This window comes from Monashia sp. HAY1-5C, assembly GCF_056755255.1.
The window spans coordinates 1-23,270 of the sequence record NZ_JBPGXG010000069.1; the positions used below are offsets into that span (position 1 = coordinate 1).

General features: G+C 73.6%; 18 protein-coding genes. 13 read left to right on the forward strand and 5 right to left on the reverse strand.

The window, feature by feature from the left end:
* The first annotated feature begins 20 nt into the window (after positions 1–20).
* The 11 genes from ACR9ZK_RS11995 to soxR all read left to right on the forward strand — a co-directional run bounded on the left by ACR9ZK_RS11995 (position 21) and on the right by soxR (position 12,966).
* Positions 21–524: a hypothetical protein gene (locus ACR9ZK_RS11995; protein WP_481342164.1), complete on the forward strand. Its 504-nt coding sequence runs from the start codon at positions 21–23 to the stop codon at positions 522–524.
* Between the two features lie 3 nt (positions 525–527).
* Entirely contained in the window at positions 528–2,168 is a 1,641-nt protein-coding gene (locus tag ACR9ZK_RS12000; protein WP_481342147.1) for an AAA family ATPase, read from the forward strand.
* Complete coding sequence (locus ACR9ZK_RS12005; protein WP_481342148.1) at positions 2,165–3,514, forward strand: hypothetical protein; 1,350 nt, start codon at positions 2,165–2,167, stop codon at positions 3,512–3,514. Before ACR9ZK_RS12000 ends, ACR9ZK_RS12005 begins: the two co-directional genes overlap by 4 nt.
* On the forward strand, positions 3,511–4,491 hold the full coding sequence (locus ACR9ZK_RS12010) for a glutamate ABC transporter substrate-binding protein (protein WP_481342149.1): 981 nt from the start codon (positions 3,511–3,513) through the stop codon (positions 4,489–4,491). The genes ACR9ZK_RS12005 and ACR9ZK_RS12010 overlap by 4 nt, the downstream gene beginning before the upstream one ends.
* Positions 4,488–5,792, forward strand: coding sequence for a hypothetical protein (locus ACR9ZK_RS12015; protein WP_481342150.1), 1,305 nt, complete (start codon positions 4,488–4,490; stop codon positions 5,790–5,792). Before ACR9ZK_RS12010 ends, ACR9ZK_RS12015 begins: the two co-directional genes overlap by 4 nt.
* Positions 5,789–8,278, forward strand: coding sequence for a serine/threonine-protein kinase (locus ACR9ZK_RS12020; protein WP_481342151.1), 2,490 nt, complete (start codon positions 5,789–5,791; stop codon positions 8,276–8,278). The genes ACR9ZK_RS12015 and ACR9ZK_RS12020 overlap by 4 nt, the downstream gene beginning before the upstream one ends.
* The gene (locus tag ACR9ZK_RS12025) at positions 8,275–9,663 is read left to right on the forward strand and encodes a protein phosphatase 2C domain-containing protein (protein ID WP_481342152.1); all 1,389 of its coding nucleotides are present in this window, start codon (positions 8,275–8,277) and stop codon (positions 9,661–9,663) included. Before ACR9ZK_RS12020 ends, ACR9ZK_RS12025 begins: the two co-directional genes overlap by 4 nt.
* The gene (locus ACR9ZK_RS12030; RefSeq protein WP_481342153.1) at positions 9,656–10,942 is read left to right on the forward strand and encodes a VWA domain-containing protein; all 1,287 of its coding nucleotides are present in this window, start codon (positions 9,656–9,658) and stop codon (positions 10,940–10,942) included. The genes ACR9ZK_RS12025 and ACR9ZK_RS12030 overlap by 8 nt, the downstream gene beginning before the upstream one ends.
* Positions 10,939–11,844: an FHA domain-containing protein gene (locus ACR9ZK_RS12035; protein ID WP_481342154.1), complete on the forward strand. Its 906-nt coding sequence runs from the start codon at positions 10,939–10,941 to the stop codon at positions 11,842–11,844. The genes ACR9ZK_RS12030 and ACR9ZK_RS12035 overlap by 4 nt, the downstream gene beginning before the upstream one ends.
* Positions 11,845–11,966: 122 nt before the next feature.
* The gene (locus ACR9ZK_RS12040; RefSeq protein WP_481342155.1) at positions 11,967–12,533 is read left to right on the forward strand and encodes an AAA family ATPase; all 567 of its coding nucleotides are present in this window, start codon (positions 11,967–11,969) and stop codon (positions 12,531–12,533) included.
* Between the two features lies 1 nt (position 12,534).
* Positions 12,535–12,966, forward strand: a complete 432-nt coding sequence (gene soxR / locus ACR9ZK_RS12045; protein WP_481342156.1) for a redox-sensitive transcriptional activator SoxR — start codon at positions 12,535–12,537, stop codon at positions 12,964–12,966.
* A 131-nt stretch (positions 12,967–13,097) separates the two neighbouring features.
* On the opposite strand, the gene ACR9ZK_RS12050 is transcribed toward soxR, so the two are convergent.
* The 5 genes from ACR9ZK_RS12050 to ACR9ZK_RS12070 form a co-directional block, all read right to left on the reverse strand.
* On the reverse strand, positions 13,098–15,221 hold the full coding sequence (locus ACR9ZK_RS12050) for an ABC transporter ATP-binding protein (protein WP_481342157.1): 2,124 nt from the start codon (positions 15,219–15,221) through the stop codon (positions 13,098–13,100).
* Entirely contained in the window at positions 15,221–16,954 is a 1,734-nt protein-coding gene (locus ACR9ZK_RS12055) for an ABC transporter ATP-binding protein (RefSeq protein ID WP_481342158.1), read from the reverse strand. The genes ACR9ZK_RS12050 and ACR9ZK_RS12055 overlap by 1 nt, the downstream gene beginning before the upstream one ends.
* A 211-nt stretch (positions 16,955–17,165) precedes the next feature.
* Positions 17,166–17,903 (reverse strand): TetR/AcrR family transcriptional regulator, encoded by a 738-nt coding sequence (locus tag ACR9ZK_RS12060; protein ID WP_481342159.1) that lies wholly within the window; start codon positions 17,901–17,903, stop codon positions 17,166–17,168.
* Between the two features lie 292 nt (positions 17,904–18,195).
* Positions 18,196–19,863 (reverse strand): DUF7059 domain-containing protein, encoded by a 1,668-nt coding sequence (locus ACR9ZK_RS12065; RefSeq protein ID WP_481342160.1) that lies wholly within the window; start codon positions 19,861–19,863, stop codon positions 18,196–18,198.
* 17 nt (positions 19,864–19,880) lie between these two features.
* Positions 19,881–20,246 carry an anti-sigma factor antagonist gene (locus ACR9ZK_RS12070; protein ID WP_481342161.1) on the reverse strand — a complete coding sequence of 122 codons (366 nt, stop codon included), beginning with the start codon at positions 20,244–20,246 and terminating at the stop codon, positions 19,881–19,883.
* A 126-nt stretch (positions 20,247–20,372) separates the two neighbouring features.
* Between ACR9ZK_RS12070 and ACR9ZK_RS12075 the strand changes: the two genes are divergently transcribed.
* Entirely contained in the window at positions 20,373–22,736 is a 2,364-nt protein-coding gene (locus ACR9ZK_RS12075; RefSeq protein WP_481342162.1) for a DEAD/DEAH box helicase, read from the forward strand.
* Positions 22,737–22,840: 104 nt separating this feature from the next.
* On the forward strand, positions 22,841–23,149 hold the full coding sequence (locus ACR9ZK_RS12080; RefSeq protein WP_481342163.1) for a hypothetical protein: 309 nt from the start codon (positions 22,841–22,843) through the stop codon (positions 23,147–23,149).
* Positions 23,150–23,270 lie beyond the last annotated feature (121 nt).

The following is a 23,270-nucleotide window of genomic DNA, read 5'->3' on the forward strand; positions in this document are numbered from 1 at the left end:
TCCGTCGTCGGCAGCGTCAGATGTGTATAAGAGACAGGGCCCGCGCCGGACGCGTCCCGGGCGTCGTCCTGTCGCGCCTGCTGCGCGTGACGCGCGTCGTCCGCGAGACGCTGCCGCGCCTCGACCAGCTGGGCCTGGGCAGCGCCCAGGGCTTCAGCGTCATGGCGACGGCCACCGACTACCTGCCGGTCGCGATCGGCAACTACCTGCGCCTGCCGCGCGACTGGGCGGACACGCGTCCGATCGCCGGCGGCAAGAGCTCGGTCATGCTCCTCGTCGACCAGCTCGACCTGCTCGGCACGACGATGGACAAGGTCTACGACGCGGTGTGCCGGGCCGACGCGGAGGCGATCATCGTCCACGGGCAGTTCCTCGAGCAGAAGTTCGGGGGGGCCTCGACCGGCGGTTCGCTCGGTCTCGCCGGGCCCGACCCGACGCCGTCGCCCAGCGCGTCGCGACCGGCGCCGTCGCCGTCCACGCCGGCCTCGCCCCCTGCACCCTCTCCCCTGGCCCCGCCGGAGTGACGCATGCCCGACACCTCACCCGTCCCCCACTCCTCCGCGAGCGGCTCGCGGCTCGCGGAGAGCCTCGAGCAGCTGACCGACGTCGCCGCCGAGGCCGGCCTCGACCCGACCGCGGCGCGTGACGAGGGGCTGCGGGTCGCCGCGGCGCTCGCGGAGTCCGTCCCGGACGCCGCGGCCGGCTGGGCCGAGGTGGCCCACCCGGGCCTGACCGAGCTCGCCGCCGTCAACGCCGCGTTCTTCGACGCCGCGTCGCGGGGACGCCGGTGGCGGGCCGCACCCACAGACCTGCTCGCCTCGCTCGTCGGCTCCGGCCACTCCCTTGCCGACGAGTACGCCGAGGCGCTGACCGAGGTGGCCTCGGCCGCCGTCATGCTCGGCACCGCGCCGATCTGGGTCATCGCGAACGCGTCGGCCACCGCCGGCGTCTACCTCGCCGCGGCCCGGGGCACCGCGCTGCCACCGGCGCCCGCGAGCAATCCCGCGACCAGGCCACCGGTGCCGGCGGCCACGCCACGGGTGCCGGTCGGGGTGCCGGGGTCCGGTACCGCATCGCCGGACCTGCCCGGGACGGGCCCCCGACCCACGGATCCGCCTGGGGCCCAAGCCGGTCCGTCGGGGACCCTGTCCGACGCCGAAGCCCTCACGGGCGCCTCGGCGCCGCAGCCCGAGCCCACCGTCGAGCCACGGAAGACGGTCGAGCAGCTGCTGGCCGAGCTCGACGCGATGATCGGCCTCGACCGGGTCAAGCGCGAGGTGCACCGGCAGGTCGCCCTGCTCACCGTCGAGAAGCTGCGAACCGAAGCCGGGCTCAGGGCCCCGAAGATGAGCCGGCACCTCGTCTTCGTCGGCAACCCGGGCACGGGCAAGACCACGGTCGCCCGGCTCATCGGGGCGATCTACCGCGCGCTCGAGCTGCTGCCGCAGGGCCAGCTCGTCGAGGTCGACCGCAGCGAGCTCGTCGCCGGGTACGTCGGCCAGACCGCCATCAAGACCGCCGAGGTGTGCCAGAAGGCGGACGGCGGCGTGCTCTTCGTCGACGAGGCCTACTCCCTCACCGGCGACCAGTACGCCCAGGAAGCCGTCAACACCCTCGTGAAGGAGATGGAGGACCGGCGCGAGCGGCTCGTCGTCATCGTCGCCGGCTACCCCGACCCGATGGTCACCTTCATCACCCAGAACCCGGGCCTGGCCAGCCGGTTCACGACGACGATCGAGTTCGACGACTACTCCGACGACGAGCTGGTCCGCATCCTCGACGCCATCGCCGAGGGCAGCGACTACGAGCTGACCCCCGAGGCCCACGACCGGGTCCGCGCGATCCTGCAGGCCACGCCCCGCACCTCCGCCTTCGGGAACGGACGCTTCTCGCGCAACCTCTTCGAGGCCGCCGTGTCGCGGCACGCGTGGCGGCTGCGGGACGCGACGGAGCCGACCCGCGACGACCTGCGTCTACTCACTGGAGACGACTTCACCGACCAGCCGGACGCCCCCGAGGACCCCGACGTCCCCGACGCCCCCGACACCGAGGCCCCGTCGGATCCGGACCCGCTCAGGGCGAACCCCGATGGAACCGGAGCCGGCGGCGAGGCAGTCTCGGACGAGCAGCACCACCCGAGCCAGGATCCGAGCGAGGACACCGTATGAGCGCACCGACGACGAACATCCCGGTCGCCGTCCCGGCGGGCGCGCCCGGCGGCTCGGGCGGCTCGGGTGGGCCCCCCGGTGCCGGCGGGCCGCAGCCGCGGACCATCGCCGGCAGCCTGCCGGGGGCCCGTGGCGTCGCCACCAGGCTGCTGCACGGCACGCCGGGACGGATGCGCCTGTACGGCCTCGTCGGCGTCGTCGCCGCCCTGCTGCTCGGCGCGGTCAGCGCCAACGCGCTGCTCGCGTCGCAGTCGGCCGTCGAGCGCGCCGCGAACAACACCGCCCAGGTGGTCCGGGCCCAGTCGATCCACGTCGACCTCCTGCGCGCCGACGCCCTGGCCACCAACGCGTTCCTCGTCGGCGGCGTCGAGTCGGCGCAGTCGCGCTCCCGGTACGAGCAGGCCATGGGGGACGTCGCCAGGAGCCTGTCCGAGGCGGCTGCCGCCCAGCCCGCCGACGGCGCCGCGCTCGGGGTGCTGTCGCAGCAGGTGCAGACCTACGTCGGGCTCGTCGAGCAGGCCCGGGCCAACAACCGGCTCAACCTGCCGGTCGGCGCGCAGTACCTGACCCAGGCCAGCGACGGCCTGCGCTCGGACGCCATCCCGGTCGTCGAGGCCGTCGTGTCGGCCAACGAGCAGCGCGCCCGGGCCGAGTTCGACCGCAGCAACTCCAGCCTGCAGCTGCTGGCCGGGCTGCTGTCGCTCGTGGTGCTCGTCCTCGTGGCGGTGTGGCTGGCCAAGCGCACGCACCGCTACCTCAACCCGTCGCTCGCGGCCGCCATCGTCATCCTCGTCGTCGGCCTCTTCGTCGCGGCGTCGACGATCGGCGGCGTCGCCAGCACGACGCGTCAGGTGGCCGACGGTGACTACCAGACCGCCGTCCGGCTCGCCGGGGTCACGACCGCCGCCAACGACGCGCGGGCCAACGAGAGCCTGACCCTTATCAAGCGCGGCTCCGGCAAGTCCTACGACGACAAGTGGAAGAGCGACGACAGCGCGGTGCGCTCCGCGCTCCAGGGCGTCGACCGCTCCGGGACGCTCGGGGCCCAGTGGACCGCCTACCGGACCGTGCACCTCAAGGTGCGCCAGCTCGACACCAACGGCCAGTGGGACCAGGCGGTCGCGCTGTCGACGAGCACCGGCGCCGACGGCGCGGCCGCGGCCTTCGCCACCTTCGACAGCGCCGCGGCCACGCTCCGGGACAAGGCCAGCACGAGCGCGATCAGTGAGCTCCACGGCCTCGGCGGATCGGCCCCCGTCTATGCCGTCGGGCTCGCGCTGGCCGCGCTAGTCGCCTCGTGGCTCGTCGTCCGTGGCATCGGCCAGCGGATCGAGGAGTACCGATGAACGCCGCACTGCGTCGGGTCCTGACCACGACGGTGGCGGTCGCGACCCTCGGGACGCTAGCCGCCTGCTCAGCAGTCACCTACGAGGCGACGCCCGTGCCGACGAAGACCCGGGCCAGCACCACCTCGAAGGCACCGGTCGCCGCTCCGCAGGCGTGCGCCAACCCGACCCAGTCCTACGACCCGCTGCCCAGCCTGCCGAGCCGGTCGCAGGTCACCGACCCCGGCATGCGGCAGATCCTCGACCGCGGGTACCTGCGCGTCGGCGTCTCGGCCGACACCTACCTCTTCGGGGCCAACGACCCGGCGACGGGGCGGATCCAGGGCTTCGACATCGACCTCGCGCGCGCGGTGGCCAAGGCGATCTTCGGCGACCCGAACAAGGTGCAGCTGCGCGTCATCACCGCGGCCGACCGCCTGCCGTTGCTCGAGAGCGGGGACCTCGACATCGTCGCCCGCAACATGTCGATGACGTGCGACCGGTGGCAGAAGATCGCCTTCTCGGCCGAGTACTACCGGTCGGGCCAGAAGGTCCTCGTCGGTCGCAACCTGCCCGGCGCCGCGAACCTGTCGCTGAAGGACCTCGCCGGCAAGCGGGTCTGCGCGCCCGCCGGCACGACGTCGCTGACCAAGCTGCAGCAGGTCCAGGGGCCGCTCGTCGTCACGGCTCCGACGCACACCGCCTGCCTCGTGCTCTTCCAGCAGGGCAAGGCCGACGCCATCACCGGCGACGACACCGTCCTCGCGGGCCTGGCCGCGCAGGACCCGAACACCGTCGTCACCAAGGCGCCGGCCATCACGGTCGAGCCGTACGGCCTGGGCATGAACAAGGGCAACGTGTTCCTGGCCCGGTACGTCAACCGCGTCATCGCCGACCTCGAGTCGAGCGGCGAGTGGACGGCGATGTACGACCGCTGGCTCGCCGGTCCGCTCGGCCCGGCGCCGAAGCCCCCCACCCCCGTGTACGGACGCGCATGACGGCCGTTCCCGCGTCCGTGCCGGCCCCGGGGCCCGAACCGGGCGCCGGCGTCATGGCCCCGACCGCCCCGGGCCGACTCGGTGTGCCCGTCCAGGCGGCCGAGGCGCAGACCTACCTGTTCGCGCTGCGTGACTGGGTGGCCCAGCGGCGCGCCGACCTCGGCGAGGTCGACCGCGCCGTGCTGCGCCTGACGCCGGCCGAGCAGGCCACGATCACCGGCGACCTCACGGTGGCCCTGACGTTCTGGAAGGCCGTCAGCGACCGGCTCGTCCTGCTCGAGACGACCTTCGACGGCGGACGCGTCGGGCCGACCGAGGCCGAGCGCCTGTCGACGCTCATCCACGGGCGGCTCGACTCCAACACCTCCGAGCAGCTGTCGCTGCCCTCGAGCGGGTCGCTGGCGGTGAGCCTGCCCGAGGCGTGCCGCCTCCTCGACTCGCTGACCCGCACCCTGCAGGCCCGCGCATCCCTCGCCCCGGGAGCCGCCGAGGCGAGCCAGCGCATCACCGTCGCGCGGGCCGGCCTCGAGCGGGTCCGCGACCAGGTGCCTCTCGTGCCCACCGGGGTCCAGCGCGACGACGCGGCCGAGAGGCTCGCGCGTCTCGACCGGCGCATGGCGGACGTCGTCGAGCGGGCCCGCCGCGGCGCCGACACCGGCGGCCTCATCGCGCCGCTCGAGATCGACATCGCCGTGCTCGAGCGCGACCTCATCGTCGCCGCCGCCGAGCGGGCCTCCGCGGCGCGGAGCCGGATCCGGACCCAGCAGCAGGTCGAGGAGCTCGACGCCCGGGCCCAGGCCATCCGGGCCCTCGAGCGAGCCTGCCTCGCGGCCATCACGCCGGCACCGCACCTGGCCATCCCCAACGTCCGCGCGCTCGGACCCGTCCCGCAGGGCGCGAGCGAGCTCGCCGCCTACCGCGACAAGCTCGACCGCGTCGGCCGCGCCCTCGACCTGGCCCACGAGACGTACGCGGCCGGGCTCGCCGAGCGCGACGAGGTCGTCGGTCTCGCCGGCGCCGTCGGGGCCATGGCGGCCTCGGCGGCGTTCGAGCCCGACGTCGCCGCCGACGTCGCCGACCTGCGGTCCCGCCTCGACGCCGTTCTCGGCACGACCCCGCTGCCGGTGGGCCGAGCCCGCGCCCTCGCCGCCGCCTACCAGGCGTACGTCGACGCCGCGACGCGTCCGGGACGCGTCCCGCGCGCGAGCGGCGCCGGCACCGGCGGGAGCACCGGCGCGACCGCGTCCGGCGGCCGCGGCCCCTCCCCGTCCAGCACCCGACCCCAGAGGCAGCGACCATGAAGTGCACGCAGCCCGGATGCCCCGGCACCATCGTCGACGGCTACTGCGACGTCTGCGGCATGGCCGCAGGGTCGACGCCGGCCCCCGCCCTCGCCACGGCCGGCACCGCGTCCGGTGCGACGCGCCAGGTGGGTGCCACGGGTGGCTCGGGTGGCTCGGGTGACCCGGTGTCCGCCGGCCTCGCTCCGTCCCCCGGGGCCGGGGCGTCGGGAGGGACGGCCGTCCCCGACGGCACGCCCTGCCGCCAGCCCGGGTGCACGGGGACGATCGACGCCGGCTACTGCGACGTGTGCGGCACGCCCGCCGAGCAGGCCGAGGTCGCCTCGCTGGCACCGGTCCCGCCGGCGTCCGGCGCGATGTCGGCCACCTCGGGCGGCGAGGGCCCCGCCGGCACCAGCCCGGACATCTCCTCGCGGTCGGCCGCGTCGAGCAACCTCGCCTCGACCGCCCTGGGCTCCAAGCGGGCCCGGCAGGGCGGCAGCATCGCGACCCGGCGCACGAGCAGCTCCCAGCGGCTGCGCTCGGCCCGTCTCGGTGGCGGCATCACGACCGTGCGCCCGGCCCCCACCATCGACGCCGAGAAGGCCCTGCTCACCGACCCCACCGTCCCGGAGAACAAGCGGTTCTGCCCGAAGTGCGGCGAGCCCGTGGGCCGCGGCCGCGACGGCAGGCCGGGACGCACCACCGGGTTCTGCGCCAAGTGCCGGCAGCCGTTCTCCTTCGACCCCAAGCTCAAGGCGGGCGACCTCGTGGCCGGCCAGTACGAGGTGGCCGGCTGCCTCGCGCACGGCGGTCTCGGCTGGATCTACCTGGCCCGCGACAAGAACGTCTCGGACCGCTGGGTCGTGCTCAAGGGCCTGCTCAACTCCGCCGACCCCGATGCCCTCGCGGCGGCCATTGCCGAGCAGCGGTTCCTCGCCCAGGTGTCGCACCCGAGCATCGTCGAGATCTACAACTTCGTCACCCACGACGACGCCGGCTACATCGTCATGGAGTACGTCGGCGGCACGTCGCTCAAGTCGATCCTCAAGCAGCGGATGCAGGCGGCGGGGCGCTACGACCCGCTGCCGGTCGACCAGGCGCTCGCCTACATCCTCGAGATCCTGCCGTCGTTCCAGTACCTGCACGACCTCGGGCTCGTCTACTGCGACTTCAAGCCCGACAACATCATCCAGGTGGGCGACGAGGTCAAGCTCATCGACCTCGGCGGCGTGCGCCGGGCCGACGACGAGGACTCCGCGATCTTCGGCACGGTCGGCTACCAGGCGCCCGAGGTGGCCGAGCTCGGCGTCTCGGTGGCCTCGGACATCTACACCATCGGGCGCACCCTCGTCGTGCTGACGATGGAGTTCCGCGGGTACCAGACGACCTACCTCAACACGCTCCCGCCGCAGGACTCCGTGCCGGTCTTCCAGAGGTACGACGCGTTCTACCGGCTCGTGGCCAAGGCGTGCGCGCCCAACCGCGACGACCGTTTCGTGTCGGCCGACGAGCTGCGCTCCCAGATGGTGGGGGTGCTGCGCGAGGTCGTCGCCCTCGACCAGAACGCCGGGGCCGCGTCGACGACCGTCAGCTCGCTGCTGTTCGAGGTGCCCACGCCCGGCATCGAGCCGGACGACTGGCGCAACCTGCCGGCCCTACGGCGTGACCCCCACGACCCGCAGACCGGCTGGCTCAGCACCGTCACGGGAGCGCCCGCCGAGCGGCTCACCGCCCTCGAGCGCGCCGCGGCACGCACCACCGAGGTGCTCCTCGACATCGCTCGCACCGCGCTCGACGCCGGCAAGCGCGACGTCGCCGAGGCCACGGCCGGCGAGCTGCTCGCCAACGACCCCTGGGAGTGGCGAGCCGTGTGGATCCAGGGCCTGGCCGCCCTCGAGCGGGGCGACGCCCGTGCCGCCCAGGCCGCGTTCAACGCCGTCTACGGCCAGGTCCCCGGCGAGCTCGCGCCCAAGCTCGCGCTCGCCCACGCCAGCGAGCGCGCCGGCGACGACGTCGTCGCCGAGAACCTCTACACCGCCTGCGCCCGCACCGACTCGACGTACGTGCCGATGGCCGCCTTCGGGCTCGCCCGCATCCGAGCCGCCCGACGCGACGTCGACGGCGCCGTGGCCGCCTACCGCCTCGTCCCGCTGCAGTCGAGCGCGTACCGCACGGCCCGTGCCGGCCTCGCCGAGCTGCTCGCCCGGGCCAACCGCGGCCTGCCCGACCTCGCCGAAGCGCTGCGCACCCTCGACGACACGTCGCTGTCGGCGCGGCGCAAGGCAGAGCTGACGACGCTCATCTACCGTGAGGCGCTCGCCACCGTCGAGAAGACCGGCACCAAGGCCGACCTGCTCATCGGCGAGCACAAGACGACGCCGACCGGACTCCGGCTCGGGCTCGAGGAGTCGCTGCGCGAGCTGGCGCGGCGCACGCCGGACCTCGCCGAGCGCGTGCCGCTCGTCGACGAGGCCAACACGATCCGACCCTGGAGCCTCTGGTGACCGACCTGCCCCCGACCGGCCCCGGCGTGTCCGCGGTGCCGGCCGCCGCCCCCTCCGAGCCCTCCGAGCCCTCCGAGCCCTCCGAGCCCTCCGAGCCCTCCAAGCCCTCGGAGCCCTCCGACACCACCGTCGCGTCCGAGGCGCCCGGCGGGGAACGGCCCTGCCCCGCGTGCGGGACGGCCAACGCCGCCGACGCGACCTTCTGCGAGGCGTGCGGCACGGAGCTGGCCGCGTCGGTCGTCGGCAGCGGTCTGCCGCAGGCGAGCGCGCCCGAGCCGCCGGCCGGCATGACGGCCGGGATGACGGCCGCGCCGCAGACGGCACCGGCCGGCGAGGAGTCACCCCTCGACGTGGGCTGGACCGGCGCCGTGCCCTCGGCCGGGGTCCCCGGCGCGGGTGCCGGTACGGGTGAAGGTGGGACCGAGCCGGACGACACGTGCCCGACGTGCCACGAGGGGCGCATCGTCGACGGGTGGTGCGACCGGTGCGGCTCGCCGCGACCCGACCCCCGCGACCACTTCGCCGAGGCGCCCGCCGCGTGGGTCGCCGGACTGTGCGACATCGGCCGCCGCCACTCGCGCAACGAGGACGCGATGGCGCTCAGCGCCGGCGAGGCGCCCGGCTCGCGGGCGGTCCTCGTCGTCTGTGACGGCGTCTCGATGGCCACCGACTCGCACATCGCCTCGCTGGCCGCGGCGCAGGCTGCGCGCGCCGTGCTCGACCAGCCGTTCCCGCGCGGCGCCGGCACCCCCGAGGCGTGGTCCGGCACGGCGTCCCGGGCCCTGACCGCCGCCGTCGCACGGGCCAACGAGGCGGTCGCGGAGGCCGTCGTCGACGACGTGCCGAACCCGCCGTCGTGCACCTTCGCCGCGGCCGTCGTCGAGAACGGCGTCGTCGTGGCCGGCACCGTGGGCGACAGCCGCGTCTACTGGCTGCCGGACGACGACGCCGAGCCGGCCCGCCAGCTCGGGCAGGACGACTCGTTCGCCCAGGAGCAGATCACCTCCGGCGTGCCACGTCGCGAGGCCGAGAACGGTCCGCACGCCCACTCGATCACGCGCTGGCTCGGCCGCGACGCCCCCGACGACCTCACGCCGCACGTGACGACGCTGACGGCCACCCCCGGCTGGCTGCTCGTCTGCTCCGACGGGCTGTGGAACTACTGCTCCGAGGCGGAGGACCTCCGGGCGCTGCTGCGCCAGAGCGTCGCCCGCGTCGGGGACACGCCCGACGCACTGGCCCGCGCGCTCGTCGACTTCGCCAACGGGCAGGGCGGGCGCGACAACATCACGGTTGCCCTCGCCAGACTGGCTGGGCAAGGATCGACAGCGAACGAGGGCACGGCGGGGGCCGCGCCCGAGGAAGGGGACCCGACCGATGGCTGACTTCACCGCAGAGGTGTTCCAGAACGAGTTCCTGCCCGACGGCGGGACCGACGTGCACGCGATCGTGCGCATCACGTCGGCCGGCGCGTCGGCCGGGGCCTCCGCCGGGCTCGCCGACCCGGGGTCGGCGGCCGAGGTCATCCTCATCGACACCTCCGGCTCGATGGGCCGTCGTGGTGTGCAGGCCGCCGGGGAGGCGGCCAAGGCGGCGCTCGCCGAGATCGTCGACGGGACACTCTTCTCCATCGTCGCCGGCAACGGCACCGCGCAGATCGTCTACCCCTACAGCCACCAGGGTGCCCTCGTGCCGATGTCGGCCCGGACGCGGGCCGAGGCCGGCCGCGCCATCGACGGCCTGCGCGCCAACGGGGGCACGGCGATGGGCACGTGGCTGACGCTCGCGCGGCAGATCTTCGAGACGGTGCCGCACGTCACCAAGCGCCACGCGATCCTGCTCACCGACGGCGTCAACGAGGGTGAGACCCCGGCGTCGCTGCAGGCTGCGGTCCGTGGCTGCATCGGCGTCTTCCAGTGCGACTGCCGCGGCGTCGGCGACCAGTGGCGCGTCGAGGAGGTGCGCGGCATCGCCTCGGCCCTGCTCGGCACCGTCGACCTCATCCCGGCACCCGAGGAGATGGCGGCGGAGTTCGAGGCCATGATGCGGGCCTCGATGTCGCGCGGCGTCGCCAACGCCGAGCTGCGCGTGTGGGTGCCGCAGGGTGCCGAGCTGCTCTTCGTCAAGCAGGTGTCCCCGACGCTCGAGGACCTCACGCCGCGACGCCAGCCGATCAACCCGCTGACCAACGCCTACCCCACCGGCGCGTGGAGCGACGAGAGCCGCGACTACCACGTCGCCGTCCGCCTGCCGGCGCGCACCCTGGGGCAGGAGCAGCTCGCCGCGCGCGTGCAGATCTCGCTCGGGTCCGACCCGCTCGCCCAGGGCCTCGTCAAGGCCAAGTGGAGCAACGACGACTCCCTGACCACCCGCATCGACCCCGCCGTCGCCGCCTACACCGGCCAGGCCGAGCTCGCCACGGTCATCCAGGAGGGCCTGGCGGCCAAGGCGGCCGGGCAGGACGACGTCGCGACGGCCAAGCTCGGCCGGGCGGTCCAGCTGGCCGACCAGACCGGGAACGACGAGATGACCTCGCGCCTGCGCAAGGTCGTCGAGATCGACGACGCCGACACCGGGACCGTCCGTCTCAAGAAGGGTGCGAGCAAGATCGACGAGATGTCGCTCGACACCGCGTCGACGAAGACGAGCCGGGTGCGCCGATGAGCGCGGTCTGCCCCAACGGCCACACCTCCGAGGCCGAGGACTACTGCGACACGTGCGGGTCGCCGATCGACGCGTCCGCCCAGCCGGCCGCGTCAGGTGCGTCGGGTGCGTCGGGTGCTTCAGGCGGGTCGGTGGCGTCGGCGCCGGGCCCGGGTTCGTCTGCCGTGCAAGCTGGTCCGGCCGCCGGCACGTCCGGCGGGGGCCGCTCGTCCCTCGACCTCGACACGCCGGGTGGCGCGACGGCCGGCTCGGCCGCGCCGGAGCAGCCCCAGGGCCCGGCCGTGCCTCCGGCGCCGTCGGTGCTCGAGTGCCCGAACTGCCACACCGAGAACGCCGAGGGCGCGCTCTTCTGCGAGGCCTGCGGCTACGACTTCACGACCGGTGCGATGCCGCGCGATGCCGGGCCCTCCGGCGCGGCGACGTCCCCGGGCGAGGCGTCGCCGTCCCCGGGCGAGGGCGCCGGCACTGGCGTCGGCTCGGCTGCCGAGCCGTTCGAGTGGCTCGCCGAGGTGTGGGTCGACCCCGACTGGTACCAGACGCAGGAGGCGGAGGACCCGTGCCCGTCCCCCGGGCTCCCGGTCATCATGCCGCTGCGCCACCGGAGCGTCCTGCTCGGCCGGGTGTCGACGAGCCGCAACACCAACCCGGAGATCGACCTGTCGTCCGACCCGGGCGTCAGCCGCCGCCACGCGCAGCTGACGACCGATGGCACGCGCTGGTTCGTCGAGGACCTCGGCAGCTCGAACGGCACGTACGTCGGGCCGGCCTCCGGGCCGCTGCCCGAGCAGGCGATCGCGGTCGGCCCCAAGACCGAGCTCGGTGACGACGACCGGCTCTATGTCGGCGCCTGGACGCGGGTCGTCGTGCGCCGAGCCACCCCGGACGAGGCCGAGACGTACTGACGCCGACGTACTGACGCCGACGGCCGCTCCACGCCGCGTCCCCGCGTCGGGGTGTGCGACGAACTTGAACGTCACCTGAAGTACGACGCCATTTCGGCGCGTCGGCACCCTAAGGTGTGCGTGTGAGCGAACGGGCCTTCCTCCACGGCACCGGCGACACGCCGCAGGTCATCGTCGTGACGGGTGTCATGGCCGCCGGCAAGTCGACCGTGTCGCAGCTGCTCGCCGAGCGGTTCAGCCGCGCGGTGCACCTGCGCGGCGACGAGTTCCGCCGGATGGTCGTGCGCGGCCGCGTCGACCTGTCGCCGCACGGCGACCCCGAGGCGGAGCGACAGCTGGCCCTGCGGCACCGGATCACGGCGCAGACGGCGAACGCATACGCCGAGGCCGGGTTCACCGTGGTCGTCCAGGACCTCTTCGTCGGCACGAGTCTCATGCCGTTCCTCGAGCAGGTGAGGGCCCGTCCCCTCAGCCTCGTCATGCTCGCCCCCGACGTCGGCACCGTCATGCGGCGCGAGGCCGAGCGCGTCAAGGTCGGCTACGGCGACCTCTGGTCGATCCGCGACTTCGACCACAAGGTGCGCACCGAGACGCCGCACATCGGGCTGTGGCTCGACAGCTCGCAGCAGACCCCGGAGGAGACCGTCGACGAGATCGTGTCCCGGCTGCCCGAGGCGAGGATCGCCTGAGATGGCGGGGCTGACCATCGGGCAGGTCGCCGAGCGCACCGGCGTCGCGACGTCGGCGCTGCGCTACTGGGAGGAGCTCGGCCTCGTCTCCTCGGTGCGCACCAGCGGCAACCAGCGACGCTACGAGCGAGCCACCATCCGACGCGTCTCCTTCATCCGGGCCGCGCAGCGGGTCGGGCTCTCGCTCGAGGAGATCGCCGCCTCGCTGTCGACGCTGCCCGACGGCCGGACGCCGACGGCCAGCGACTGGGCCCGGTTGTCGAGGTCGTGGCGTCCCCGCCTCGACGAGCAGATCCGACGCATCGAGAAGCTGCGTGACCAGCTCGACTCGTGCATCGGGTGCGGGTGCCTGTCGCTGCGCACCTGCGCGCTCAACAACCCCTCGGACGTGCTGGCCGGGCACGGCCCGGGAGCCGTCCTGCTCGAGCCCTGACGCGGAGGAGCAGCTGATCGGCCCCGGCCGGCACGCCGTGCGCCTGGGCCCGGCACGCCGTGGGCCTCGGCATGCCGAGGGCCCCGGACCGGTCCGGTCCGGGGCCCACGCGTCGGCTACTCGCCCGTCGGCTACTCGCCCGTCGCGTCCGCCGGGACGGCGTCGTCCGGAGCGGGCACACCCGGACCCCCGCCGGGACCGGGCACCGCGGCTCCCACCCCGGCCAGCTGGGGCACTCCCGCTGCTCCCGCGACACCGTCGACGTCGAGGTCGGCCGCCGCGCCTGCGAACTGCGCCTGGTAGAGGCGCGCGTACGCGCCGTCGCGGGCGAGCAGCTCGCTGTGCGAACCCTGCTCGACGATGCGCCCCTCCTCCATGACGAGGATGAGGTCGGCATCGCGGATCGTCGAGAGGCGGTGCGCGATGACGAAGCTCGTGCGGTCCGACCGCAGCGCCGCCATGGCCTGCTGCACGAGCAGCTCGGTGCGGGTGTCGACCGAGCTGGTCGCCTCGTCGAGGATGAGCAGCGCCGGGTCGGACAGGAAGGCCCGGGCGATGGTGACGAGCTGCTTCTCGCCGGCCGAGATGTTGCTCGCCTCGTCGTCGAGGACCGTGTCGTAGCCGTCCGGCAGGGAGTGCACGAACCGGTCGACGTAGGTGGCCCGAGCGGCCGCGAGGACCTCCTCGTCGGAGGCGCCGGGACGGCCGTAGGCGATGTTGTCGCGGATCGTGCCACCGAAGAGCCAGGTGTCCTGCAGCACCATGCCGATGCGCGAGCGCAGGTCGTGACGCGTCAGGTCGCGGATGTCGACGCCGTCGAGGGTGATGCGGCCACCGTCGAGCTCGTAGAACCGCATGACGAGGTTGACGAGGGTCGTCTTGCCCGCGCCGGTGGGGCCGACGATCGCGACGGTCTGGCCGGGGCGCACCGACAGGTCGAGGTGCTCGATGAGCGGCGCGTCGGGGAGGTACGAGAACGAGACGTCATCGAAGGCCACCGCACCGTGCGGGTCCGCGATCGTCACCGGGCTGCCGGCGTCGGGCTCCTGCTCCTCGGCGTCGAGCACCTCGAAGACGCGCTCGGCCGACGCGACGCCGGACTGGAGCACGTTGGCCATCGAGGCCACCTGCGTCAGCGGCTGGGTGAACTGGCGGGAGTACTGGATGAACGCCTGGACGTCGCCGAGGCTCATCGAGCCGGAGGCGACCCTCAGGCCACCGACGACGGCGACGAGGACGTAGTTGAGGTTCCCGATGAACATCATCGTCGGCATGATGATGCCGCTGATGAACTGCGCACCGAAGGCGGCCCCGAACAGCTCGTCGTTCTTGGTCGTGAAGGCCTCCCGGGCCTCCTTCTGACGGCCGAAGACCTTGACGACGCCGTGACCGGTGAAGGTCTCCTCGATGATGCCGTTGAGCTCGCCGGTGTTGCGCCACTGCTGGATGAACAGCTTCTGCGAGCGCTTGCCGATGGCGGCCGTGACCATGACCGAGACGGGGATCGTCACGAGCGCGATGAGGGCGAGCAGCCACGAGATCCAGAACATCATCGCGAGCACCGCGACGACCGTCAGCAGCGACGTCAACAGCTGGGAGAGCGTCTGCTGCAGCGACATCCCGATGTTGTCGATGTCGTTGGTGACGCGCGAGAGGACCTCGCCGCGCGGCTGCCGGTCGAAGTAGGGCAGCGGCAGGCGGTTGAGCTTGGCCTCGACGTCCTGGCGCAGCCGGAACATCGTGCGCTGCAGCAGCCCCTGCAGGATCCAGCCCTGCACCCACATGAGCAGCGAGGCCACCGCGAAGAGCCCGACGACGAGCAGCAGCACGCCCCTGAGTGCCTCGAAGTCGATGCCGACGCCCGGGGTGAAGTCGACGTTGGCCAGCAGGTCGGCCTGGGTCGTGTTGCCCGCCGCCCGGGTGGCCGCGACCGCCTCCTCCTTCGTCGTGCCCGGTGGGAGCTTCGAGCCGATCGTCGAACCGATGAACCCGGCGAAGATGATGTCGGTGGCCCGGCCGAGGATCTTCGGGCCGATCGAGCTGAGCACGACGCTGACGACAGCCAGCGTGATGACGACGACGAGCTTCGCCCGCTCCGGTGCGAGCCGCCCGAGCAGGCGCTTGGCCGACGGGCCGAAGTTCAGCGACTTCTCGGTCGGCTGGCCCACCTGCATGTGCGGCGGCCCACCGCGTCGCACCGGTCCCCGACGCGCCTCGGCGGCCTTCTCCTCGGCACTCTTGACTCCCTCGGCCATCAGGCCGCCTCCTCCGCGCTGCGCTGGGACTCGACGATCTCCTGGTAGGTCTCGCAGGAGGCGACGAGCTGGTCGTGGGTGCCCTGGCCGACGACGCGGCCGTCCTCGAGCACGATGATGTGGTCGGCGTCGACGATCGTCGAGACGCGCTGGGCCACGATGACGACGGCGCTCTCGCGGGTCACTGGCCGCAGCGCCTGCCGCAGCCGCGCCTCCGTGGCGAGGTCGAGGGCCGAGAACGAGTCGTCGAACAGGTAGATGTCCGGCCGCTTGACGACGGCCCGGGCGATGGCCAGACGCTGCCGCTGCCCGCCCGAGACGTTGGTGCCGCCCTGGGCGATCGGCGCGTCGAGGCCGCCCTCCATCCGCTCGACGAAGTCGGCGGCCTGCGCGATGCGCAGCGCATCCCACAGCTGCTCGTCGGTGGCGTCGGGGTTGCCGTAGCGCAGGTTCGTGGCCACCGTGCCGGTGAACAGGTACGGCTTCTGCGGCACGAGGCCGATGCGGGCCCACAGGTCGTCGAGGGCGAGGTCGCGCACGTCGACCCCGCCGACCTTGACGCGCCCGCCGGACACGTCGAACAGACGCGGGACGAGGCCGATGAGCGTCGTCTTGCCGGCACCGGTCGAGCCGATGATCGCCGTGGTGCGGCCCGGTTCGGCCGTGAAGGTCACGTCGTGGAGCACGGCGTTCTCGGCGCCCGGGTAGTGGAAGTCGACACCGACGAGCTCGACGCCGGCCGTCGACGCCTTGATCGGCAGCGGCTGGACCGACTCGCCGACCGAGGAGCTCGTGTCGAGGACCTCCATGATCCGACCGGACGACACCGAGGCGCGCGGGATCATCGTGGCCATGAACGTCGCCATCATGACGCCCATGAGGATCTGGATGAGGTAGGACAGGAACGCCGTCAGGGCCCCGACCTGCATGTCTCCCGAGGCGATCCGGTGCGCGCCGAACCACAGCACGGCCACCGACGAGAGGTTGAAGATGAACATGACGATCGGGAAGACGAGCGCCATCAGACGCCCGACGCGCAGGCCGGCCTCCGTCAGCGCCGCGTTGGCTCCGGAGAAGCGCTCCTCCTCGTGGTTCTCGCGGACGAACGCCCGCACGACGCGGATGCCGGTGATCTGCTCACGCAGGACCCGGTTGACCCCGTCGAGCGAGGTCTGCATCCGGCCGAACCACGGCACCATCCGCCAGATGACGAGGCCGACGCACAGGCCGAGCAGCGGCACGGCCACGGCGACGAGCCACGACAGGCCGACGTCCTCGCGCAGCGCCATGATGACGCCCCCGACCATGAGGATCGGCGTCGTGGCGAGCAGCGCGAACGCCATGAACGTCACCATCTGCACCTGCGTCACGTCGTTGGTGTTGCGCGAGATGAGCGTCGGGGCGCCGAACCTGGCGACCTCCTGGGCCGAGTAGTCGACGACCCGGCCGAACACGGTGGCGCGCAGGTCGCGACCCATCCCCATGGCGACCTTCGCCGCGAGGTAGGTCGCCCCGACCGCGGCCGCGATCTGCACGAGGCTGACGCCGAGCATGAGGCTGCCGTGGCGCAGGATGAACCCGGTGTCGCCCTTGGCCACGCCCTCGTCGATGATCTCGCCGTTGAGGCTCGGCAGGTAGAGCGAGGCGAGGGTGCTGACGAGCTGGAGCACCACGATGAGCGTGATCTCGCCCCCGTACGGCCGCAGGTGGGTGCGGAGCAGTCGCATCAGCATGCGTGTGCCTTTCGGTCGGTTCCGTCGGTACGGTCGTTTCGGTCGGTGGGGAGGGGACTCGGGTGGCGGAGGCCGCGGAACCCCTGCTCTCGCTGGTGGCGGGGCGTTCAGGCGTCCTTCGCGGTCGGGCCGGTTGGGCCGGTTGGGCCGGTTGGGCCGGTTGAGCCGGGTGGGCCGGTTGGCGACGCTATGACCTCTCGCCGGGTGAGGGTCAACGGCTTTCCCATGCCGCCTCCTCCCCGGTCAGCGCGGTGGCGTCGCCGCCGAGCTCCTGGTACAGCTCGGCGATGCCGAGGCCGCTGCCGGAGGACGGCGGCCGGCTGAGAACGCCGTAGAGCACGGTGTCGACGATCTCCTCGGGCGACAGGGTCCTGCCGTCGGCGATGCCCGGGTGGCTGCCCGAGAAGCAGAGCAGCCGGATGCGGTGCACGACGTCACGGGGCGGCACGACGAACGCGTCGCTATCGTCCAGGACGAGCTGGTGGATCGCGTCGAGCAGCGGCTGGTGCGGCTCGCAGTCCTCGGCGCCCGCGTCGGTGGCGCCGCGCAGGTGGCGCCCGGCGGCGTAGCAGGCCAGGTGCGGGCCGCGCGTGGGCGGCTCGGTCAGGCCGAGCGCGCCCATGAGGCCGAAGACCTCGGTGAACCGTCGCTGCATGATGGACGTGAACGCCACGAGCCGGTCCCGGACCGGCAGGTCGGTACCGATCGCCGCGATGGAACGGCGGACCGGGGCGGGGCAGAACGCCGTCTGGACGGCCTCGTCCTGGAGGGCGTCCTTGGTGGCGAAGACGCGGAAGATCGTGCCCTCGGCGACGCCGGCCTCGCGGGCGATCTCGCTCGTCGTCGGCGCCCGGCCCTCGCGGTGGGCCAGGTCGAGGAAGACGCCGATGAGGGCCTCCCGGCGGTCGTCCGGGTGCATGGGCGCGGCGCGCCCCGTTCGCTGTCGCACCGGACCATTGTGAATGAGTGAGCACTCACTCACAACCCTTTTACGCCCCCAGCGTGTCGCCAGATCCGCTCCGGCCATCACCGCGCCATGGCGCACTTTCGTTCGCGTTTGCCGACCGATCCGACCCACAACCGCGCCATGGCGCACTTTCGGTGGCGTGGATGGCCGATCCCGGCCCACAACCGCGCCATGGCGCACTTTCGGTGGCGTGGACGACCGATGCCGACCCACAACCGCGCCATGGCGCAGTTTGGGTGGCGGGAGCGGGGGCGGCTCCTGGGCGGTGCGCCGGTCAGACGAGGAGGCCGTCGGCCACGAGGTCGCGGATGGCGGGGACGACCTCGGCGCGCACGGCGTCCGGGTCGGCATCGAGGAGCGAGGCGATCGCCTCGAGCGCGATTCGCGCGGTCAGCTCGCCGTCCGCCACCCCGAGGTAGGCCGCGAGGAGCGTGCCTGCGCGCACCACCCGGCGCAGGCCACCGCCCTGGCGCACGAGGATGACCGCAGGATCTGCCGCCCCGGGGCGCGCGTGCCGCTCCTCGGTGACGTCCGGCGCGCACGACCAGGCGACGTCGAGCACGTCGTCGTCCGTGTGCTCGGCGAGCCAGGTGCGCGCGCGCAGGCCGGCCTCGACGCTCGGGCCCATCGGCGCGGCGACGGGGCCGGTCGCCTCGTCGAGCGAACGCCACGTCGGCCGGTCGGTCGCGGGACGCTGGAGCGTGACGACGCCGAAGCCCACGGCCGCGACGCGTCGAGCGGCGAAGTCCCGGAGCCAGGCCGCGTACATCCGCGAGTGCGCCTCGCTACCGGGCACCGCTCCCCCGTCCCGCGACCAGAGCTCGGCGTACTCGGCCGGGTCCTGCAGCTCGCGCTGCACGACCCAGGCGTCGAGCGGGACGCCGTCGCGGGCCTGGTCGTCGAGCCACTCGGCCCACACGTCGCGCCAGGTGCGCCCCTCGGGCACCTCCCAGTTGCCGAGGAGCTGCGCGACGCCGCCGGGCTCCAGCACGCGGCCGACGTCACGGACGAGGCTGCGGACGACCGCGTCCCCGGCCCGGCCGCCGTCGCGGTACTCGTAGAGCGGCACGTCGTCCGAGCGCGGGGTGATGACGAATGGCGGGTTGCTGACGACGAGCGAGAACGACTGTCCCGCAACCGGATCGAGAAGGTCGCCCGCCATTGTGTCGAGCCGTGCGCGGGCGAGGTCGGCGTTGAACCGGGCGTAGCCGAGTGCCCGCTCCGAGATGTCGGTTGCCGTGATCGACGACGCGTGCGAGCTCAGGTGCAGCGACTGGACGCCGCAGCCGGTGCCGAGGTCGAGGGCGCGGTCGACCGGTCGGCGGATGGTCCACGAGGCGAGGGTGGTCGAGGCACCACCGATGCCGAGCACGTGGTCGGGTCGCAGCGGTTCGCCGGTCGCGATCTCGGACAGGTCGGAGGCCACCCACCAGTCGTGCGCGTCGTCGCCGTACGGCCGCAGGTCACACGTCGCGCGCGCGGTGCGCCCGTCGGCGTCGACCCGGACCAGACCGAGCCCGACGGCCCCCTCGACGCCGAGCGTCGGCAGGGCGTCGCCGAGCACGTCGACCACGACGGGACACCCGAGGGTGAAGAGGCGCACCAGCGTGCCGCACGGGTCCCCCCTGCCCGGTGGCGCAGCCCGCTCGGCCGAGGAGGACGCGGCGGATGACGAGGCGGCGGCGGCGTGGGACGTGGACGACGGCGGGGCGGTCGCCAGGAGGGCGGGCAGCGGCTGCTCGCGGTGCAGCGCCGCGGACGCGACGGGACCGAGGCGCTCGGCGATGCCGTCCACCGTGAAGCCGGCGGCGGCGAGGTCGGCGCGCAGGAGAGGCAGGAGCGCCGAGTCGGGACGTGGGACGTCACTCGGCGCCTCGGGCCGGGAGTCGCGCGACACGTCAGGCGGCGGGTCAGGCGGCACGCTGCCGGGCTGGTCGGACACGGAGCGCGGGCGGACGGTCAGGACTGCTCGCTCGCGGCCGGCCCCCGGTCCGCAGCGAGCGCGGAGTCGAGGTCGGGGTGGATCTCGAAGACCTTGTCCAAGCCGGTGATCGAGAAGACCTTGAGCACGCGGTCGTCCTTGCCGACGAGGCGCATCGACCCGCCGCGCGTGCGCGCGAGCTTGAGCCGCCCGACGAGGACGCCGAGCCCCGTCGAGTCGAGGAACGTCACGTCCGACAGGTCGACGACGAGCCGGGTCCGGCCGCCCTGGATCTGCTCGTCCAGCTTCTCGCGCACGAGCGGCGCGGTGTACACGTCGATCTCGCCGCCGAGGTGCACCACGGTCTGGTCACCGTGGTCGGCGCGGGTGATCGAGAGATCCACCGGTGCCCCTTCCTTAGCCCACACTTGGTCCAACAGGGTCAGCCACGTTGCCCCTGCGTGACCGACCGCGGAGTAACATGCCCCGCTCGTCGGTTACCGTACCCCCACCTCCTACCGTTGCTCCACATGAACCGGGACCTGTCGCCCATCTCGACCGCTCCGGCCGCTGCCGGCCGGCGGGCGAGGCGCGACGCCCCGCCGCCGGAGCCCGAAGAGCTGCTGGCCCGCCTCGTCGGGCAGCAGCCGGAGCGTCTCGTCCACGTCCACGAGGTGCCGGCGCGCGTCGCCCGGACCGCCGAGTGGCCGGCGTGGACCGACCCGACCCTCCTCGGCGCCCTGACCGGTGCCGGCCTCGTGGCGCCGTGGTCGCACCAGGTGGAGGTGGCCGAGCACGCGCACGCGGGCCGGCACGTCGTCGTCAGCACCGGCACGGCGTCGGGCAAGAGCCTGGGCTACCTCCTGCCGATCCTGTCCGACCTCGTGTCGGGCGCGTCGGCCCCGAACGGGCGTGGGGCCACCGCGATCTACCTGTCGCCGACGAAGGCCCTCGCCGCCGACCAGCTGACGCGGGTCTCCGGTCTGGCGCTGCCCGGGGTGCGGCCGGCGACCTACGACGGCGACACCCCGACCGACGAGCGCCGCTGGATCCGCGACCACGCCAACCTCGTGCTGACCAACCCGGACCTCCTGCACCACTCGCTCCTGCCCGGGCACGAGCGGTGGTCCTCGTTCCTGCGGGCGCTGCGCTACGTCGTCGTCGACGAGTGCCACGTGTACAAGGGCGTCTTCGGGGCGCATCTCGCGGCGGTGCTGCGACGCCTCCGGCGCGTCGCGGCGCGGTACCGGGCCGAGCCGACGTTCGTGCTGGCGTCGGCCACCGTGGCCGACCCGCAGGACCACGCATCCCGCCTGCTCGGCCTACCGGTCGAGGCGGTAACACAGGACGGATCACCCCGTGCCGCAATGACGTTCGCTCTCTGGGAGCCTCCCGTGGTGATCGCGGCGGACGGCACCGCGCAGCGGGTCAGCACGATCACCGAGACCGGCGAGCTGCTGGCCGGCTGCGTCGGAGCCGACGTCCAGACCGTCGCCTTCGCCCGGTCCCGCGCCGGCGTCGAGGTGGTGGCGCGCATCGCCAAGGAGCGCGTGTCCGGCACCGACGAGCACCGCGTCGCCGCCTACCGCGGCGGCTACCTGCCCGAGGAGCGCCGAGAGCTCGAGCGGGCGCTGCGTGGCCGCGCGCTGCTCGGCCTCGCGGCGACGAACGCCCTCGAGCTCGGCGTCGACGTGTCCGGCCTCGACGCCGTCCTCGTGGCCGGCTGGCCCGGGACGCTGTCCTCGCTGTGGCAGCAGGCCGGCCGGGCGGGGCGGACCGGACGCCGGTCGCTCGCCGTGCTGGTCGCGGCCGACGACCCGCTCGACACCTACGTCGTGCACCACCCGGAGTCGATCTTCGGCCGTGGTGTCGAGGCCACCGTCGTCGACCCGGACAACCCGCACGTCCTCGGGCCGCACCTCGCCGCCGCCGCGGCGGAGCTGCCGGTCACCGAGGCCGACGTCGAGGTGTTCGGCCCCCTGACGCGTCCGCTGCTCGACGCACTCGTCGACCGCGGCATCCTGCGCAGGCGACCACGCGGCTGGTTCTGGGCGCGGGAGGACCGGCCGGCCGACCACCTGTCGCTGCGCGGCGCGGGCGAGCCGGTGCGCATCATCGAGACGCGCACCGGCCGGGTCGTCGGGACCGTCGACGAGGCGTCCGCGCACGCGCAGGTGCACACGGGCGCCGTCCACCTGCACCAGGGCCAGACCTGGGTCGTCACCGAGCTCGACCTCGAGGACCGCGCGGCCTTCGTCGTGCGCGGCGACCCGGGCTGGACGACGCACGCGCGCTCGGTGAGCGAGTTCGACATCGAGCACGAGGTCGAGCACGAGCAGTGGGGGCCGGTGCGCTGCTCCTTCGGGCACGTGACGGTCCGCAACCAGGTGGTCTCGTTCCTGCGCCGGCTGCCGGGCGGCGAGGTGATCGGCGAGCATCCCCTCGACCTGCCCCCTCATGCGCTCGGCACCAAGGCCGTCTGGTGGACGATGCCCGTCGACGACCTGGCCGCTGCCGGCGTCGACGAGCCGGCGATCCCCGGCGCGGCGCACGCCGCCGAGCACGCGGCCATCGGCATGCTCCCGCTCTTCGCGACCGCCGACCGCTTGGACATCGGTGGCGTCTCGACCGCGCTGCACCCGGACACCGGTCTGCCGACCATCCTCGTCTACGACGGCCACCCGGGCGGCGCCGGTTTCGCCGAGCGGGGGTACCGACGCGTGCGGGACTGGCTCGCGGCGACGCGGCACGCCGTGGCGGCGTGCGAGTGCCCCTCGGGCTGCCCGTCGTGCGTCCAGTCGCCCAAGTGCGGCAACGGCAACGAGCCGCTCGACAAGGCCGGTGCCATCGCGCTGCTCGACCTGACCCTGCGGCACGCGGGGCCGACGCCGTGACGCGCGGACCGGCACGCCGGCGCCCCTCCCCGCGGCGTGGGCGACCGGGAACGCCTGCCGCGCAAGGCGTCCCGGGCTCACCGGAGCCGACGTCAGGACGGCGCGTGTCGGCCGGCGGGGCGTCCACGACCGTGTCGGGCACGATGCGGACGATCGGCGGCGAGACCCGGCACGTCGTGCTCGACGGCGACGACGGGCTGACGTACGCCCTCGTCCTGCCGTCCGGGTGGAGCATCGCGTCCGAGCCGGGGGCGCGCGTCCTCGTGACGGGCGAGATGGCGGACGCGGCGGACGCGTCTGGCGGCTCAGGTGGCTCGGACGCATCGGAGGGCGCCGACGCGTCGGACGCCGCGGATGTGTCGCGCCCGGCGGACGGGCCGACCCTGAGGGTGCGGCGGATCTCGCCCGCGTGACGCGGGGCCACGCGGGAGCGCGTGAGCCTGTCGTGAACCCTCACGGTTCCACACCGTGAGACATAAGTAGACGTTATTTGACCGGTAACGGTTTGCTATTTCAAACTCCCACTCAGCGGAT

Excerpts from the sequence above, each read along its gene's own strand:
- ACR9ZK_RS12015 (WP_481342150.1), top strand. The coding sequence starts at position 4,488 with ATGACGGCCGTTCCCGCGTCCGTGCCGGCCCCGGGGCCCGAACCGGGC.
- soxR (WP_481342156.1), top strand. The coding sequence starts at position 12,535 with ATGGCGGGGCTGACCATCGGGCAGGTCGCCGAGCGCACCGGCGTCGCG.
- ACR9ZK_RS12005 (WP_481342148.1), top strand. The coding sequence starts at position 2,165 with ATGAGCGCACCGACGACGAACATCCCGGTCGCCGTCCCGGCGGGCGCG.
- ACR9ZK_RS12030 (WP_481342153.1), top strand. The coding sequence starts at position 9,656 with ATGGCTGACTTCACCGCAGAGGTGTTCCAGAACGAGTTCCTGCCCGAC.
- ACR9ZK_RS11995 (WP_481342164.1), top strand. The coding sequence starts at position 21 with ATGTGTATAAGAGACAGGGCCCGCGCCGGACGCGTCCCGGGCGTCGTC.
- ACR9ZK_RS12000 (WP_481342147.1), top strand. The coding sequence starts at position 528 with ATGCCCGACACCTCACCCGTCCCCCACTCCTCCGCGAGCGGCTCGCGG.
- ACR9ZK_RS12075 (WP_481342162.1), top strand. The coding sequence starts at position 20,373 with ATGAACCGGGACCTGTCGCCCATCTCGACCGCTCCGGCCGCTGCCGGC.
- ACR9ZK_RS12035 (WP_481342154.1), top strand. The coding sequence starts at position 10,939 with ATGAGCGCGGTCTGCCCCAACGGCCACACCTCCGAGGCCGAGGACTAC.
- ACR9ZK_RS12055 (WP_481342158.1), bottom strand. The coding sequence starts at position 16,954 with ATGCTGATGCGACTGCTCCGCACCCACCTGCGGCCGTACGGGGGCGAG.
- ACR9ZK_RS12010 (WP_481342149.1), top strand. The coding sequence starts at position 3,511 with ATGAACGCCGCACTGCGTCGGGTCCTGACCACGACGGTGGCGGTCGCG.
- ACR9ZK_RS12020 (WP_481342151.1), top strand. The coding sequence starts at position 5,789 with ATGAAGTGCACGCAGCCCGGATGCCCCGGCACCATCGTCGACGGCTAC.
- ACR9ZK_RS12050 (WP_481342157.1), bottom strand. The coding sequence starts at position 15,221 with ATGGCCGAGGGAGTCAAGAGTGCCGAGGAGAAGGCCGCCGAGGCGCGT.